Source organism: Sphingomonas sp. BRN-1R (genome assembly GCF_057748035.1).
In genome coordinates, this window is record NZ_CM173236.1 from 1,441,523 (window position 1) to 1,456,581 (window position 15,059).

The window sequence follows — 15,059 nt, forward strand, 5'->3', positions numbered from 1 at the left end:
TGCGGTGCGCCGAACCCCCACGGCGGCCCCGGCCTGCGCCGAGGCGACGGATGTGGACGCGAGCCCGTGTCCCCGCTATCGCCGCGCCCCATGATAAAACACGCTCTCTCCGTCACCCGCGAAGCCGATTTCGCCGCCTGGTATCAGTCCGTCATCACCGAGGCCGACATGGCCGAGGATTCTGGCGTGCGCGGCTGCATGGTGATCCGCCCGTGGGGCTATGGCATCTGGGAGCGGATGCAGCGCCTGCTCGACGATCGCATCAAGGCGACGGGACATGAGAATTGCTATTTCCCGCTGTTCATCCCGCTCTCGTATTTCGAGAAGGAGGCCGAGCATGTCGACGGTTTCGCCAAGGAAATGGCGGTCGTCACGCACCACCGGCTGATCTCGGACGGCAAGGGCGGGCTGGTCCCGGATCCCTCCGCCAAGCTCGAGGAGCCGCTGGTGGTGCGGCCGACCTCGGAGACGGTGATCGGCACCGCCTTCGCGCGGTGGGTGCAGTCTTGGCGCGATCTGCCCGTGCTCATCAACCAATGGGCGAACGTGGTGCGGTGGGAGATGCGCACGCGCATGTTCCTGCGCACCGCCGAGTTCCTCTGGCAGGAGGGTCACACCGCCCACGCCAGCGAGACCGAGGCGCGCGAAGAGACGCTCAGGATGCTCGAAGTCTATCGCGAGTTCGCCGAGGATTGCATCGCGCTGCCGGTGGTCGCGGGCGAGAAGCCCGAGAACGAGCGCTTCCCCGGTGCGGTCGCGACCTATTCGATCGAGGCGATGATGCAGGACGGCAAGGCGCTCCAGGCGGGCACCTCGCACTTCCTCGGCACCAATTTCTCCAAGGCGCAGAACATCACCTTCCAGAATGCGGAAGGTCAGGTCGAGCTGGCGCAGACGACGAGCTGGGGCGTGTCGACCCGCATGATCGGCGGGCTCATCATGACGCACGGCGATGACGACGGCCTTCGCGTGCCGCCGCGTGTCGCGCCGTGGCAGGTGGTGATCGTGCCGATGCTGCGCGACCAGCCCGAGGATGCGGCGATCGTCGAGTATTGCAAGGCGCTGCGGGCCGAGCTTGGCGCGCTGACCGCACTGGGCGAGCCGGTACGCGCGCTGCTCGATCTCAAGCCCACCAAGGCCGCGACCAAGCGCTGGGGCTGGGTGAAGAAGGGCGCGCCGATCGTGATCGAGGTCGGTGGGCGCGACGTGGCGGGCGGTAACGTCTCGGTGATCCGCCGCGACCGGCTGTACCGCGCGGACGGCAAGCTCGACAGCGTGGTGGTCGCGAAAGCCGACTTCGTGGCCGGCGCGGCGGCGCTGCTTGCAGAGATTCAGGCAGCGTTGTTCGCCGAGGCCAAGGCGCGGCTCGATGCCAATATCGTGCGCGACGTGACCGACTTTGCCGGGGTCGAGGCGTTCTTCGCTGAGGGGGTGAAGAACCCCGGCTTCCTCGAAGTGCAATGGTCGAAGCCGACCGGCGCGGCGCTGGAGAAGGTGGTCGAGCGGCTGAAGGCGCTCAAGCTGACGCTGCGCAACGTCCCCGCCGACGCAGCACCTGCCGACGGTGCGTGCGTGTTCACCGGCGAGGCTGCGGTCGAGCGGGTGATCGTCGGGCGGTCGTACTGAGCTATGTGTCTGCGCTGAAACACGAAAACCGTTAAGCGCTCAGGCTGGCGGCCGTTCCCTGAGGGGAAGGAGCCGCCATGCTGTCGATCACCACTGCGACCAACCCGCTCACCGCCAGCCTACAGGCGCAGGGCATTTCCGCGCAGAAGGCGCACCTGGTCGAGACCGATCTCGCCGCCTCGATCGCGGCGGCGGGCGGCGGCGCGACCGGCAGCGGCGCCAGGGCCGACCCCGCGGCGGTGCGCAAGGTGCTCGATCAGCGCATCGCCGCCGACGTTACGGCGGGCAAGCTGACGCAGGCCGATGCGGACAAGATCAACAAGGCCCTCGACGACATGGCGGCCAAGTCGAGCGACAGCCCTGTCGCGTCCGAAGCCGCTGTCGGCAGCGCCGCCGCGACGCCTGCCGCCACCTCCGCTGCTCCGGCCGGTGGTGCACCCGGCGGTGGCGGTGGCGGCGGCGGGTCGAGCAAGACCGAGGTCTCGGAAACCGTAACCGTCGCGGGCGGCATGGCGACCACGACAATTACCTACAGCGACGGCAGCACCGAAACGACGACGGCAGTCGCCACGAGCGCGCAGGACGCCAAAGCGGCGAAGCCCGCCGACTCCAACGCGGCGGCAACCTCCGCCTATGCCCCGCAGATCGAGCCGGGCGCGCTGATCGACGCGACCGCCTGAACGATCGTCATCACTCGGCGGCAGCGTCGCGACGCTTCCAGATGTAGCGGAAGGCGGCGGGGATCAGCTCCCGGAATCCTCGCGCCGGACCGGCGCAGCGCCGACATGGAGCTGCCCGCGCGCCCCGGCGAGCTTGACCTGCCGGTGCCGCTCGGCCAGCCCGGCGCGCTTCGTCGCGTCGCGGGTGCCGTGGCAGGCGGGGCAGCTCACGCCCTCCTCGTACAGCGGCGAGGCGCGATCCTCGGCGCTGACCGGCATGCGGCAGGCGCGGCACAGCGCATGGCTGCCGGCGACGAGCCTGTGGCCGACCGCGACCCGTTCGTCGAACACGAAGCACTCGCCCTGCCAGCGGCTTTCCTCGGCGGGCACCTCCTCGAGATACTTCAGGATGCCGCCGTGGAGGTGGAACACCGAGTCGAACCCCTGCGCCTTGACGAACGCGGTCGCCTTTTCGCAACGGATGCCGCCGGTGCAGAACATCGCGATGGTCTTGCCTTCGAGCGCCTCGGCATGGTCGCGGAACCACGCGGGGAAGTCGCTGAAGCTGTCGGTCGCCGGGTCGACCGCACCCGCGAAGCTGCCCACGCGCACCTCATAGGCGTTGCGCGTGTCGATCACGACCGTATCGGGGCGCGCGATCAGCGCGTTCCAGTCGGCGGGGGCGACATAGGTGCCGACGTCGGCGAGCGGATCGATCTCGGGTTCGCCCATCGTCACGATCTCGCGCTTGAGCCGCACTTTCAGCCGGTGGAACGGCATCTCGGCGGCGGCGGAGAATTTGATCTCGGCATCGGCGCAGCCCGGCAGCGCGCGGATGTGCGCGACGACCTCGGCGATGGCGGCTTCGGCACCTGCGATCGTGCCGTTGATCCCCTCGCGCGCGAGCAGTAGCGTACCCTTCACCTCCAGCCGCGCGCACAGATCGTGGAGCGGCGCGCGCAGGGCGGCGGGATCGTCGAACCGGGCGAAGCGATACAGCGCGGCGACTCGGATGGGCAGGGGGCGTGTCATCGCGTGTTCGCTAGAAGGAAAGGTCGCTGCCCGTCAAAGCGCGTCCCAGGCCGCCTCAAACGCCGCACGCCCGCGCGCATTGAGGTGCAGGCCCACCTTACTGCGCCGCATCAGCGCGTCCTCGGGCGTGCGCGCCCATTCGCGGTCCCGCATCCAGCGCGCCTCGACCTCGGTGATGCCACCGCCCAGATCCGCGCCGAGCCCCGTCGCATCGGTGATGCCGGCGAGCATCTCGCCGAGCATCGTGCCATAGGCATGCGCCATCCGCGCGGCGCGCGCTGCGCCCAGGAACGGCCAGGTCGCCTGCGCCTGCGCGACGAACGCGTCGATATCGGCGATCGCGCCGCCGGGGAAGACGCGTTCCCGCGTCACCGGATGCGCCGCGAAGCCGAGCGGTGCCGCGAGTTTCGCCAGCGCCTCCTCGCCAAGATGACGCGCGGTGGTGATCTTGCCACCGAACACCGACAGCAGCGGCGGCCCGTCTGTGTCGAGTTCGAGGACGTAATCGCGCGTGACCGCGCGCGCCTCGCTGGCGCCATCGTCGTAGAGTGGGCGTATGCCCGACCAGCTCGACGTCACGTCGGCGGGGGTGATCTGGCGCGTGAAGTGGCTGTTGGCCGCGGCGCACAGATAGGCGATCTCGGTCGCGTCGATCACCGCGTCCTCGGGCGATTCGACCGGAATGTCGGTGGTGCCGATCTCGGTGCCGCCCTGATAGGGGATCGCGAAGACGATCCGCCGGTCGGGCAGTTGCAGGATATAGGCGTGGTCGCCCTCGTAGAGGCGGGGCACGACGATGTGGCTACCCTTGACCAGCCGCACCTTGCTGCGCGCAGGGGTGTCGAGGCGATCGAACAGGCGGCGCACCCACGGCCCCGCCGCATTGACCAGACCGCGCACGGCGACGGTGCGGCCGTCGGACAGCCGCGCCTGCCACAGCCCGTCCGCACGCCGTGCCGAGTCGAGCGCGACGCCCACCGCGATCTCGGCACCATGAGCGGCGGCATCGACCGCGTTGAGCACGGTCAGCCGCGAATCGTCCACCGCGGCATCGGAATAGACGAAGCCGCGCGCTCCGCCTTTGAGCGGGGCGGAATAGGCGGTATCGCTGCGCCGTAGCCCACGCGAGCGCGGCAGCGACGTACGCCCGCCGAGCAGATCGTAGAGGTACAGCCCGATCCGCACCATCCACCACGGCCGCACCGCATTCTCGTGCGGGAGGACGAAGCGCAACGGGCGAATGATGTGCGGCGCGGCGCGGATCAGCCGCTCACGTTCGTGCAGCGCCTCGGCGACGAGGCGGAAGTCGTAATATTCGAGGTAGCGCAGGCCGCCGTGGATCAGCTTGGTCGACGCGGACGACGTATGCGCGGCGAGGTCGTCCTTCTCGACCAGCAGCACCGAGCGGCCGAGCAGCGCGGCCTCGCGCGCGATCGCGCAGCCGTTGATGCCGCCGCCGACGATGAGGAGATCGTAGGTCAAGCCGCGAGCTTAGCCGCTCGGCCATGCCGAAGTCGAGCCGGGCAGGGCGGGCGCGGGCTGGTTGACCGGCTTCGGCTCTCCCTGTATAGGCGCCGCCACTCCTTCGAAGACTCCGGTTTTCGCGCGGGTGCTTGAACATTGCTGGATGCATTCAGGGCCAGGGGGAGCCGAAGGTTTCCCGAAGGCCCTTTTGTATTCCCCAAAGTGTTCCGGGGGGGCGTTATGGCTCCAGCAAAGTAACCAACTTTCCAAGGTGAAGAGATTCATGCCGACGATCAACCAGCTGGTCCGCAAGGGCCGCGATCCGCAGAAGGCCAAGTCCAAGGTCCCTGCGATGGAAGCGAACCCGCAGAAGCGCGGCGTTTGCACCCGCGTCTATACGACGACCCCGAAGAAGCCGAACTCGGCGCTGCGCAAGGTGGCCAAGGTCCGCCTGACCAACCAGCGCGAAGTCATCAGCTACATCCCGGGCGAAGGCCACAACCTCCAGGAGCACTCGGTCGTGCTGATCCGTGGCGGTCGTGTGCGCGATCTTCCCGGCGTTCGTTACCACGTCCTGCGCGGCGTGCTCGATACGCAGGGCGTGAAGGATCGCAAGCAGTCGCGTTCGAAGTACGGCGCCAAGCGTCCGAAGTGATCGGGCGTTAGCCCGGTCATCCCCGCGCAGGCGGGGATCCAGAAACAATGGAGTAAGCCCCGGACGGGTTCCGGAACCGGCTGAAGAGATAAGGAATTTGAAATGGCACGTCGTCGTCGTCCCGAAAAGCGGGTCATCCTGCCCGATCCCCAGTATGGGGACGAGGTTCTCTCGAAGTTCATGAACAGCGTCATGCTGGACGGCAAGAAGTCCGTCGCCGAAGGGATCGTCTATACCGCGCTCGCCACCGTCGAGCAGCGTGCGAAGAAGGATCCGATCGGCGTGTTCCACGACGCGCTCGCGAACGTGAAGCCGGGCATCGAAGTCCGCAGCCGCCGCGTCGGCGGTGCGACCTACCAGGTTCCGGTCGAAGTCCGTCCGGAGCGTGCGCAGGCGCTCGCGATCCGCTGGCTGATCTCCGCGGCGCGTTCGCGCAGCGAGAACACCATGTCGGCGCGTCTGTCGGGCGAACTGCTCGACGCGTCGAACAACCGCGGCAACGCGGTGAAGAAGCGCGAAGACACGCACCGCATGGCGGAAGCGAACCGCGCCTTCTCGCACTACCGCTGGTAAGCAGCTTTGTCGCGGCGGGTTTGTAAGACTCGCCGCGATGACATATATGGGTGGCGAAGCCGGGAGGTTTCGCCCCCACATTTGTATTTCGCCCATCGCGTCCGTCCGCTATCGCGCGGCATGGCGTGACCGGGAAACCTCCCGCCACCCGTTTTTACCGCCGTCCAGGCACCCAGGAGTGACGCATCATGGCCCGCAGCCATCCGCTCGACCGCTATCGCAACATCGGCATCATGGCGCACATCGACGCCGGCAAGACGACGACGACCGAGCGTATCCTCTATTACACCGGCAAGTCCTACAAGATCGGCGAAGTGCACGAAGGCACCGCGACGATGGACTGGATGGTCCAGGAGCAGGAGCGCGGGATCACGATCACGTCGGCCGCCACCACCTGCAAGTGGCGCGGTGAAGACGGGAAGGGTGAGGAACACCTCATCAACATCATCGACACGCCGGGCCACGTCGATTTCACGATCGAGGTCGAGCGTTCGCTGCGCGTGCTCGACGGCGCGGTCGCGTGCTTCGATGGCGTTGCCGGCGTGGAGCCGCAGTCGGAGACGGTGTGGCGTCAGGCCGACAAGTACGGCGTGCCGCGAATGTGCTTCATCAACAAGCTCGACCGCACCGGCGCGAGCTTCGACTTCTGCGTGAATTCAATCGTCGAGCGTCTCGGCGCGAAGCCGGCGGTGCTGTATCTCCCGATCGGCATCGAAAGCGATTTCAAGGGTCTGGTCGATCTGGTCCACAACCGTGCGATCGTCTGGCTCGAGGAGAGCCTGGGTGCGAAGTTCGAATACCAGGATATCCCGGCGGAGCTAGCCGACAAGGCGGCCGCTGCGCGCGAGGCGCTGATCGAGCTGGTCGTCGAGCAGGACGATGCGGCGATGGAAGCATATCTCGAAGGCGAGATGCCCGACGTCGCGACGCTCAAGAAGCTGATCCGCAAGGGCACGCTGGCGATGGCCTTCGTGCCGGTCGTGTGTGGCTCGGCGTTCAAGAACAAGGGCGTTCAGCCGCTGCTCGACGCGGTGGTCGACTATCTGCCGAGCCCGCTCGACGTTCCGGCGATCAAGGGCGTCAAGCTCGACGGCGAGACTCCGGACGAGCGCGCTTCGGACGACAACGTGCCGTTCGCGGCGCTGGCGTTCAAGGTGATGAACGATCCGTTCGTCGGCACGCTGACCTTCGCACGCATCTATTCGGGCAAGCTCGAAACCTCCTCGCAGGTGACCAACACCGTCAAGGACAAGAAGGAGAAGGTCGGCCGTATGCTCCTCATGCACGCGAACGAGCGTGAGGACATCCAGGTTGCCTATGCCGGCGACATCGTCGCTCTGGCGGGCCTCAAAGACACCACCACCGGCGACACGTTGTGCGCGCCGTCGGCCCCGATCATCCTCGAGCGGATGGAATTCCCCGAGCCGGTGATCGAGCTGTCGGTGGAGCCCAAGACCAAGGCCGATCAGGAGAAGATGGGCGTCGCGCTCAATCGACTCGCGCGCGAGGATCCGTCGTTCCGCGTGTCGTCGGACGCCGAGAGCGGCCAGACCATCATCAAGGGCATGGGCGAGCTCCATCTCGAGATCATCGTCGATCGCATGAAGCGCGAGTTCAAGGTCGAGGCCAACGTCGGCGCGCCGCAGGTGGCGTATCGCGAGTATCTCGCGAAGCCGGTCGACATCGACTACACGCACAAGAAGCAGTCGGGCGGCACCGGTCAGTTCGGTCGCGTCAAGGTGAAGCTGACGCCGGGCGAGCGCGGTTCGGGCATCATTTTCAAGGACGAGATCAAGGGCGGTAACATTCCGAAGGAATATATCCCCGCGATCGAAAAGGGCTTCCGCGAGACGGCGGCCACGGGTTCGCTGGTCGGCTTCCCGATCATCGACTTCGAGATCCTGCTGTATGACGGTGCCTACCATGACGTCGACTCGTCGGCGCTGGCGTTCGAAATCACCGGCCGCGCAGCGATGCGCGAGGCGGCGCAGAAGTCGGGCATCAAGCTGCTCGAGCCGATCATGAAGGTCGAGGTCGTCACCCCCGAGGATTACCTCGGCGACGTCATCGGCGACATGAACAGCCGTCGTGGCCAGATCCAGGGCACCGACAGCCGCGGCAACGCACAGTCGGTCGAGGCGATGGTGCCGCTGGCCAACATGTTCGGCTACGTCAACTCGCTGCGGTCGTTCACGCAAGGGCGCGCGCAGTACAGCATGCAGTTCTCGCACTATGACGAAGTGCCGCAGAACGTCGCCGACGAAGTGAAGGCGAAGCTCGCCTGAGCCGGACGGGATCAGGCGAGAGCCTGATCCCGACGCGGCGAAAGGCCGGTCGGCCCCTGACCGAAGGGCAGGGGTCGGACGACGACGGATTAACTCCGTCGTCGGCCCGCCGATCGCAGACAGGACTAGCGTTCCGCAAAATCAACCGCTATGGGGCCGCCTTCACGGTGAGTCCCGCCCGCGGACCAAGTGAGACATCCAGAAGGTAGGGAAACATGGCTAAAGCAAAGTTCGAGCGGACTAAGCCGCATCTCAACATCGGCACCATCGGCCACGTCGATCATGGCAAGACCTCGCTGACCGCAGCGATCACGAAGGTCCTGGCCGAGACCGGCGGCGCGACGTTCGTCGACTATGCCAACATCGACAAGGCTCCCGAGGAGCGCGAGCGCGGCATCACGATCTCGACCGCACACGTCGAGTACGAGACCACGGCGCGTCACTATGCGCACGTCGACTGCCCCGGCCACGCCGACTATGTGAAGAACATGATCACCGGCGCGGCGCAGATGGACGGCGCGATCCTCGTCGTCTCCGCGACCGACGGCCCGATGCCGCAGACCCGCGAGCACATCCTGCTCGCCCGTCAGGTCGGCGTGCCGACGATGGTCGTGTTCATGAACAAGGTCGATCTGGTCGACGACGCCGAGATTCTCGAGCTGGTCGAGCTGGAAATCCGCGAGCTGCTCTCGTCGTACGACTTCGACGGCGACAACATTCCGGTCATCCCGGGCTCGGCGGTCAAGGCGCTCGACGGTTCGGACGACAAGATCGGCCGTGAAGCCGTTCTGAAGCTGATGGAAGCGGTCGACACCTATCTGCCGCAGCCCGAGCGTCCGCTCGACAAGCCGTTCATGATGCCGATCGAGGACGTGTTCTCGATCTCGGGTCGCGGCACGGTCGTCACCGGCCGCGTCGAGACCGGTGTGGTGAAGGTCGGCGAGGAAGTCGAGATCGTCGGCATCCACCCGGCGGTTCGCAAGACCACCGTTACGGGCGTCGAAATGTTCCGCAAGCTGCTCGATCAGGGCCAGGCCGGCGACAACATCGGCGCGCTGATCCGCGGCGTCGGCCGTGAAGAGGTCGAGCGTGGTCAGGTGCTCTGCAAGCCCGGCTCGATCAAGCCGCACACCGACTTCGCGTCGGAAGTGTACGTGCTGTCGAAGGACGAAGGCGGCCGTCACACGCCGTTCTTCGCCAACTATCGCCCGCAGTTCTACTTCCGCACCACGGACGTGACCGGCACCGTCGAGCTGCCTGAGGGCACCGAGATGGTCATGCCCGGCGACAACATCGCGCTCGGCGTCAAGCTGATCGCGCCGATCGCCATGGACGTGGGCCAGCGCTTCACGATCCGCGAGGGTGGCCGTACCGTGGGTTCGGGCATCGTCTCGGGTATCACGAAGTAAGCGTTTCGCTCCTTCGCTAAAAAAGTTGCCGCCCGGCTTCCGAAAGGGAGTCGGGCGGTTGCTATTTGTAGGAGGTGCCTGTAATGGCGCGCCTCCGGTTTTGAACTGAACAACCAGCGGTGGCCCCCAAGGGCGTCATCCCAGCGTACGCTGGGATCTTCTGGTGGAGTGCGATGCGCTTCACTACGCGAGACCCCAGCTTTCGCTGGGGTGACGATTTTGGGAAAGCTACCCCGCTCTTTCGCATTGGTAGGGTACATGGACAGCAACATCCGCATTCGCCTCAAGGCGTTCGATCATCGCGTGCTCGATCAGGCGACCGGCGACATCGCCGACACCGCCCGCCGCACCGGCGCCCTCATCCGTGGCCCGATTCCTTTGCCGACGCGCATCGAGAAGTTCACGGTCAACCGCGGCCCGCACATCGACAAGAAGTCGCGCGAGCAGTTCGAGGTCCGTACCTACAAGCGCATGCTCGACATCGTGCAGCCGACCCCGCAGACGGTCGATGCGCTGATGAAGCTCGACCTCGCCGCTGGTGTTGACGTCGAGATCAAGCTCGCGTAAACGCGCCGCTTCGCAAGAGATTCGGCCCCGCAACCGGGGCAGTTTACGGGATACCGCCGGACCCTCTATTTAGAGATCATGGTCCGGGTCTGCGTCCCCCGACAGCTTCCTGCCACAAGGAAGCACCAGCCCGGGTCGGGGCCGACGCAGTATAAAATGTTTTGGGCTGAAGCACGCACGCTACGGAATTCCCCGTGGCGTGCCTCTGTTATGAAAGGGATCAGATCATGCGCACTGGCGTGATCGCGAAAAAGATGGGGATGACGCGTCTGTTCCAGGACGATGGCCGGCACGTGCCGGTTACGGTTCTGCAACTCGAGAGTCTCCAGGTCGTGGCCGTTCGCGAGGCCGATCGTGATGGGTATGTCGCCGTCCAGCTGGGTGCCGGCGTTGCCAAGGCGAAGAACGTATCGAAGCCGCAGCGCGGCCACTTCGGCAAGTCCGAAGTCGAGCCCAAGGCGATCGTCCGTGAATTCCGTGTCGCCGAGGACGCTGTCCTCGAAGTCGGCGCCGAGATCTCGGCCGATCACTATGTCGCTGGCCAGATTGTCGACGTGCAGGGCTATACGCAAGGCAAGGGCTTCCAAGGCGGCATGAAGCGCTGGGGCTTCGGCGGTCTGCGCGCGACCCACGGCGTGTCGGTGTCGCACCGCTCGCTCGGTTCGACCGGTCAGCGTCAGGATCCGGGCAAGGTCTTCAAGAACAAGAAGATGGCCGGCCACATGGGCGACGCGCAGCGTACCCAGCAGAACCTCGAGATCGTGTCGACCGACGTCGAGCGCGGCCTGATCTTCATCAAGGGCTCGGTGCCGGGATCGAAGGGCGGCTGGCTGCTCGTCAAGGACGCGGTCAAGGTCGAGCGTCACAAGGACGCGCCGTACCCCGCCGGCCTCAAGGCCGCTCAGAACAACAACGATGCGCCTGCTGAGACGCCCGCCGACACGGTGGACGCAGCGGCCACCGACGGCCAGGAGGGCTGATCGTGAAGGTTACGCTTCAATCCTTCGCCGATACCGCCACGGGCGATATCGAGCTGAACGACGAGGTCTTCGGCCTCGATCCGCGCGCGGACATCCTGCACCGCGTCGTCACCTGGCAGCTCGAAAAGCGCCGTGCCACCGCAAGCGGCACGCGTGAGCGCGCCGACGTCGCCCGCTCGGGCAAGAAGTTCGGTCGCCAGAAGGGCGGCGGTACGGCACGTCACGGCGATCGCCGCGCCCCGATCTTCGTCGGCGGTGGTAAGGCGCATGGTCAGCGCACCCGCGATTTCAATCCGGGTCTGAACAAGAAGATCCGCGCGCTCGGTCTCAAGATGGCGCTGAGCAGCCATGCCAAGGCCGGCACTCTGGTCGTGATGGACAGCCTGGCTGTCGCCGAGAGCAAGACCAAGACGCTGATCGCGGACTGGGCGAAGCTCGGTGCGGGCAAGACCGCGCTGGTCATCGACGGCGATGCGGTCGAGACGACTTTCGCGCTCGCCGCGGGCAACCTGTCGACGATTAACGTGCTGCCGGCCGCCGGTGCCAACGTGTACGACATTCTGAAGCACGACACGCTGGTCCTGACCCGCGCTGCCGTTGAAAAGCTGGAGGCGCGCTTCAATGGCTAAGAAGCAGAAGGGCGATATCGCGATCCGTCATTACGACGTGATCGTTGCGCCGCACATCACCGAAAAGGCGACCCTGCTCTCCGAGCACAACGCCGTTGTCTTCAAGGTCGCGAACGACGCCACCAAGCCTGAGATCAAGGCCGCGGTCGAAGCGCTGTTCGGGGTGAACGTCACTGGCGTGAACACCATCGTCCAGAAGGGCAAGACCAAGAAGTGGAAGGGCGCGGACTACACGCGCTCGGACGTCAAGAAAGCGATCGTGACGTTGAAGGACGGCCAGTCCATCGACGTGACGACGGGGATCTGATCCGATGGCATTGAAGCATTATAACCCGACGAGCCCGGCGCGCCGTGGTCTCATCCTGGTCGACCGCAGCGGCCTGCACAAGGGCGGCCCCGTCAAGGCGCTGACCGAGGGCAAGCGCAAGACCGGCGGCCGCAACAACAAGGGCCATGTCACCTCGCGCGGCATCGCTGGCGGTCACAAGCAGCGCTATCGTATTATCGATTTCAAGCGCCGTCTGTGGGACGTCGAGGGCACGGTCGAGCGGATCGAATATGATCCCAACCGCACGGCGTTCATTGCGCTGATCAACTACGGCGACACGCCCGAGGGCAAGTCGAACGTCGCGTACATCATCGCTCCGCAGCGCCTCGCCGTCGGCGATAAGGTGATCGCCGGCAAGAAGACCGACGTGAAGCCGGGCAACGCGATGGAACTGGGCCAGATGCCGGTCGGCACGATCGTCCACAACGTCGAGATGAAGCCTGGCAAGGGCGGTCAGCTCGCACGGTCTGCCGGCACCTATGTGCAGGTCGTCGGTCGTGACAAGGGCATGGTGATGATCCGCCTGAACTCGGGCGAGCAGCGCTACATCCATGCGAACTGCATGGCGACGGTGGGCGCGGTGTCGAACCCCGACAACGGCAACACCAACCTGGCGAAGGCCGGTCGCAACCGTTGGCTCGGCATCCGCCCGCTGACGCGCGGCGTGGCCAAGAACCCGGTCGACCATCCGCACGGCGGTGGTGAAGGCCGGACCTCGGGCGGCCGTCATCCGGTCACGCCGTGGGGCAAGCCGACGAAGGGTGCGCGCACCCGTCACAACAAGTCGACCGACAAGATGATCATCCGGTCGCGTCACGCGAAGAAGAAGGGCTAAACGATGGCTCGTTCCGTCTGGAAGGGTCCGTTCGTGGACCTTCACCTGCTGAAGAAGGCAGAAACCGCGCAGGAAACCAACGCGCGTGGTGCGATCAAGACCTGGTCGCGCCGCTCGACGATCCTGCCGCAGTTCGTCGGCCTGACGTTCAGCGTCTATAACGGCCGCAAGTTCGTGCCGGTTTCCGTCAACGAGGACATGGTGGGCATGAAGCTCGGCGAATTCGCGCCGACGCGCTATTTCCCCGGCCATGCCGCGGACAAGAAGGGCAAGCGCTGATGTCGAAGGCGAAATCCCCCCGCAAGGTCGGTGAGAAGGAAGCTCTCTCGGTTGGCACGCAGATCCGTGGTTCGGCGCAAAAGCTGGGTCTGGTCGCGGCGCTGATCCGCGGCAAGAAGGCTGGCGATGCGATGAACATCCTCCAGTTCTCGACCAAGGGCATGGCGGTTGATGCGCGCAAGGTGCTCGCTTCGGCGATCGCCAATGCGGAGAACAACCACAACCTCGACGTCGACGCGCTCGTCGTCGCCGAGGCTTCGGTCGGCAAGTCGATCACGATGAAGCGGTTCGCCACGCGCGGCCGCGGCAAGTCTACCCGCATCCTCAAGCCGTTCAGCCGTCTGCGCATCGTCGTGCGCGAGCAGGAAGAAGCATAATGGGTCAGAAATCGAACCCGATCGGTCTGCGTCTGCAGATCAACCGCACCTGGGACAGCCGCTGGTTCGCGGAAGGCGCCGATTACGGCCGTCTCCTGCTCGAAGACCTCAAGATGCGCCAGTTCATCATGAAGACGCTGCCGCAGGCGGCGATCTCCAAGGTGGTGATCGAGCGTCCGGCCAAGCTGTGCCGCGTGTCGATCTATGCCGCCCGTCCGGGCGTCATCATCGGCAAGAAGGGCGCTGACATCGAGAAGCTTCGCAAGAAGCTCGGCGCGATGACCGCGTCGGATGTGTCGCTCAACATCGTCGAGATCCGCAAGCCGGAAGTCGATTCGAAGCTCGTCGCGCAGGGCATCGCCGACCAGCTCGAGCGTCGTATCGCGTTCCGCCGCGCCATGAAGCGTGCGGTGCAGTCGGCGATGCGGCTCGGTGCGGAGGGTATCCGGATCAACTGCGGTGGCCGTCTCGGCGGCGCCGAAATCGCGCGGACCGAGTGGTATCGCGAGGGCCGGGTGCCGCTTCACACGCTGCGCGCGAACGTCGACTATGCGGAAGCGCAGGCGCACACCGCCTACGGCGTCTGCGGCGTCAAGGTCTGGATCTTCAAGGGTGAGATCCTCGGCCACGACCCGATGGCGCAGGACCGCATCATGATGGAGGCCCAGACCTCCGGCGTGCGCCCCGCGCGCGACGACCGTCGCTAAGGACTGAATCATGCTGCAACCGAAAAAGACCAAGTTTCGCAAGGCCTTCAAGGGCCGCATTCATGGCGACGCCAAGGGTGGCACCACGCTCAACTTCGGCTCGTACGGGCTGAAGGCGATGGAGCCGGATCGTTTGACCGCACGCCAGATCGAGGCGGCCCGCCGCGCGATCACGCGTCACATCAAGCGTCAGGGCCGTTTGTGGATCCGCGTGTTCCCGGACGTTCCGGTCTCGGGCAAGCCTGCCGAAGTCCGCATGGGCTCGGGTAAGGGTTCGCCGGAATTCTGGGCGGCACGGGTCAAGCCCGGCCGTATCCTGTTCGAACTGGACGGCGTGCCCGGCGATATCGCCGCAGTCGCGTTCAGCCGCGCGGCGATGAAGCTGCCGATCAAGGTCAAGGTCGTTGCCCGTCTTGGCGACACCTCGCATCTGGGAGTGCTGTAAGATGGCACGCATCGACGATCTGAAGGCGAAGTCGGATGACCAGCTCGGTGAAGAGCTCGGCAACCTGAAGCGCGAGGCGTTCAACCTCCGTTTCCAGGCCGCGACCAACCAGCTCGAGAAGCCGAGCCGGGTTCGCGAAGTCCGCCGCGACATCGCCCGTATCAAGACGCTGCAGACCGCTCGCTCGCGCGACGCGGCTGCCAAATAAG

18 protein-coding genes are annotated in these 15,059 nt (G+C 65.8%); 16 read left to right on the forward strand and 2 right to left on the reverse strand.

Translation table 11 applies throughout. The features are described from left to right. Window positions 1-90: 90 nt before the first annotated feature. Both proS and AC3ANX_RS06555 read left to right on the forward strand, forming a co-directional pair. Window positions 91-1,626, forward strand: coding sequence for a proline--tRNA ligase (gene proS, locus AC3ANX_RS06550; RefSeq protein ID WP_488336200.1), 1,536 nt, complete (start codon window positions 91-93; stop codon window positions 1,624-1,626). 77 nt (window positions 1,627-1,703) lie between these two features. Next, window positions 1,704-2,306 (forward strand): hypothetical protein, encoded by a 603-nt coding sequence (locus AC3ANX_RS06555; protein WP_488336201.1) that lies wholly within the window; start codon window positions 1,704-1,706, stop codon window positions 2,304-2,306. Between the two features lie 63 nt (window positions 2,307-2,369). On the opposite strand, the gene trhO is transcribed toward AC3ANX_RS06555, so the two are convergent. Both trhO and glpD read right to left on the reverse strand, forming a co-directional pair. Beyond that, window positions 2,370-3,317, reverse strand: a complete 948-nt coding sequence (trhO, locus tag AC3ANX_RS06560; RefSeq protein WP_488336202.1) for an oxygen-dependent tRNA uridine(34) hydroxylase TrhO — start codon at window positions 3,315-3,317, stop codon at window positions 2,370-2,372. A 33-nt stretch (window positions 3,318-3,350) separates the two neighbouring features. Next, window positions 3,351-4,799, reverse strand: coding sequence for a glycerol-3-phosphate dehydrogenase (glpD, locus tag AC3ANX_RS06565; protein WP_488336203.1), 1,449 nt, complete (start codon window positions 4,797-4,799; stop codon window positions 3,351-3,353). A 265-nt stretch (window positions 4,800-5,064) separates the two neighbouring features. Between glpD and rpsL the strand changes: the two genes are divergently transcribed. The 14 genes from rpsL (at window position 5,065) to rpmC (ending at window position 15,058) form a co-directional block, all read left to right on the forward strand. Then, window positions 5,065-5,436 carry a 30S ribosomal protein S12 gene (rpsL, locus tag AC3ANX_RS06570; RefSeq protein ID WP_069206815.1) on the forward strand — a complete coding sequence of 124 codons (372 nt, stop codon included), beginning with the start codon at window positions 5,065-5,067 and terminating at the stop codon, window positions 5,434-5,436. A 102-nt stretch (window positions 5,437-5,538) separates the two neighbouring features. After that, the gene (gene rpsG, locus AC3ANX_RS06575; protein ID WP_093226359.1) at window positions 5,539-6,009 is read left to right on the forward strand and encodes a 30S ribosomal protein S7; all 471 of its coding nucleotides are present in this window, start codon (window positions 5,539-5,541) and stop codon (window positions 6,007-6,009) included. A 188-nt stretch (window positions 6,010-6,197) separates the two neighbouring features. After that, complete coding sequence (fusA, locus tag AC3ANX_RS06580; protein ID WP_488336204.1) at window positions 6,198-8,294, forward strand: elongation factor G; 2,097 nt, start codon at window positions 6,198-6,200, stop codon at window positions 8,292-8,294. A 215-nt stretch (window positions 8,295-8,509) separates the two neighbouring features. Further along, window positions 8,510-9,703, forward strand: coding sequence for an elongation factor Tu (tuf, locus tag AC3ANX_RS06585; RefSeq protein ID WP_488336205.1), 1,194 nt, complete (start codon window positions 8,510-8,512; stop codon window positions 9,701-9,703). Window positions 9,704-9,961: 258 nt separating this feature from the next. Continuing rightward, a complete protein-coding gene (rpsJ, locus tag AC3ANX_RS06590) occupies window positions 9,962-10,270 on the forward strand; it encodes a 30S ribosomal protein S10 (protein WP_007406109.1) in 309 nt (102 codons plus the stop codon). Window positions 10,271-10,497: 227 nt separating this feature from the next. Then, window positions 10,498-11,250 (forward strand): 50S ribosomal protein L3, encoded by a 753-nt coding sequence (gene rplC, locus AC3ANX_RS06595; protein WP_488336206.1) that lies wholly within the window; start codon window positions 10,498-10,500, stop codon window positions 11,248-11,250. 2 nt (window positions 11,251-11,252) lie between these two features. Then, complete coding sequence (gene rplD / locus AC3ANX_RS06600; RefSeq protein ID WP_488336207.1) at window positions 11,253-11,879, forward strand: 50S ribosomal protein L4; 627 nt, start codon at window positions 11,253-11,255, stop codon at window positions 11,877-11,879. Beyond that, on the forward strand, window positions 11,872-12,186 hold the full coding sequence (locus AC3ANX_RS06605; RefSeq protein ID WP_093226353.1) for a 50S ribosomal protein L23: 315 nt from the start codon (window positions 11,872-11,874) through the stop codon (window positions 12,184-12,186). Before rplD ends, AC3ANX_RS06605 begins: the two co-directional genes overlap by 8 nt. Window positions 12,187-12,190: 4 nt before the next feature. Next, window positions 12,191-13,042, forward strand: a complete 852-nt coding sequence (rplB, locus tag AC3ANX_RS06610; RefSeq protein WP_488336208.1) for a 50S ribosomal protein L2 — start codon at window positions 12,191-12,193, stop codon at window positions 13,040-13,042. Between the two features lie 3 nt (window positions 13,043-13,045). Continuing rightward, the gene (gene rpsS, locus AC3ANX_RS06615; protein WP_010164582.1) at window positions 13,046-13,321 is read left to right on the forward strand and encodes a 30S ribosomal protein S19; all 276 of its coding nucleotides are present in this window, start codon (window positions 13,046-13,048) and stop codon (window positions 13,319-13,321) included. Further along, window positions 13,321-13,698: a 50S ribosomal protein L22 gene (gene rplV / locus AC3ANX_RS06620; protein ID WP_488336209.1), complete on the forward strand. Its 378-nt coding sequence runs from the start codon at window positions 13,321-13,323 to the stop codon at window positions 13,696-13,698. Before rpsS ends, rplV begins: the two co-directional genes overlap by 1 nt. Beyond that, entirely contained in the window at window positions 13,698-14,405 is a 708-nt protein-coding gene (gene rpsC / locus AC3ANX_RS06625) for a 30S ribosomal protein S3 (RefSeq protein ID WP_488336210.1), read from the forward strand. Before rplV ends, rpsC begins: the two co-directional genes overlap by 1 nt. A 10-nt stretch (window positions 14,406-14,415) precedes the next feature. Continuing rightward, on the forward strand, window positions 14,416-14,850 hold the full coding sequence (gene rplP / locus AC3ANX_RS06630) for a 50S ribosomal protein L16 (RefSeq protein ID WP_488336211.1): 435 nt from the start codon (window positions 14,416-14,418) through the stop codon (window positions 14,848-14,850). A gap of 1 nt (window position 14,851) precedes the next feature. Next, entirely contained in the window at window positions 14,852-15,058 is a 207-nt protein-coding gene (gene rpmC, locus AC3ANX_RS06635; protein ID WP_488336212.1) for a 50S ribosomal protein L29, read from the forward strand. Window position 15,059 lies beyond the last annotated feature (1 nt).

What these genes read in the sequence shown, in the direction of transcription:
- proS (WP_488336200.1), top strand. Translation starts at nt 91, where the DNA reads ATGATAAAACACGCTCTCTCCGTCACCCGCGAAGCCGATTTCGCCGCC.
- AC3ANX_RS06555 (WP_488336201.1), top strand. Translation starts at nt 1,704, where the DNA reads ATGCTGTCGATCACCACTGCGACCAACCCGCTCACCGCCAGCCTACAG.
- trhO (WP_488336202.1), bottom strand. Translation starts at nt 3,317, where the DNA reads ATGACACGCCCCCTGCCCATCCGAGTCGCCGCGCTGTATCGCTTCGCC.
- rpsL (WP_069206815.1), top strand. Translation starts at nt 5,065, where the DNA reads ATGCCGACGATCAACCAGCTGGTCCGCAAGGGCCGCGATCCGCAGAAG.
- rpsG (WP_093226359.1), top strand. Translation starts at nt 5,539, where the DNA reads ATGGCACGTCGTCGTCGTCCCGAAAAGCGGGTCATCCTGCCCGATCCC.
- fusA (WP_488336204.1), top strand. Translation starts at nt 6,198, where the DNA reads ATGGCCCGCAGCCATCCGCTCGACCGCTATCGCAACATCGGCATCATG.
- tuf (WP_488336205.1), top strand. Translation starts at nt 8,510, where the DNA reads ATGGCTAAAGCAAAGTTCGAGCGGACTAAGCCGCATCTCAACATCGGC.
- rpsJ (WP_007406109.1), top strand. Translation starts at nt 9,962, where the DNA reads ATGGACAGCAACATCCGCATTCGCCTCAAGGCGTTCGATCATCGCGTG.
- rplC (WP_488336206.1), top strand. Translation starts at nt 10,498, where the DNA reads ATGCGCACTGGCGTGATCGCGAAAAAGATGGGGATGACGCGTCTGTTC.
- AC3ANX_RS06605 (WP_093226353.1), top strand. Translation starts at nt 11,872, where the DNA reads ATGGCTAAGAAGCAGAAGGGCGATATCGCGATCCGTCATTACGACGTG.
- rplB (WP_488336208.1), top strand. Translation starts at nt 12,191, where the DNA reads ATGGCATTGAAGCATTATAACCCGACGAGCCCGGCGCGCCGTGGTCTC.
- rpsS (WP_010164582.1), top strand. Translation starts at nt 13,046, where the DNA reads ATGGCTCGTTCCGTCTGGAAGGGTCCGTTCGTGGACCTTCACCTGCTG.
- rplV (WP_488336209.1), top strand. Translation starts at nt 13,321, where the DNA reads ATGTCGAAGGCGAAATCCCCCCGCAAGGTCGGTGAGAAGGAAGCTCTC.
- rpsC (WP_488336210.1), top strand. Translation starts at nt 13,698, where the DNA reads ATGGGTCAGAAATCGAACCCGATCGGTCTGCGTCTGCAGATCAACCGC.
- rplP (WP_488336211.1), top strand. Translation starts at nt 14,416, where the DNA reads ATGCTGCAACCGAAAAAGACCAAGTTTCGCAAGGCCTTCAAGGGCCGC.
- rpmC (WP_488336212.1), top strand. Translation starts at nt 14,852, where the DNA reads ATGGCACGCATCGACGATCTGAAGGCGAAGTCGGATGACCAGCTCGGT.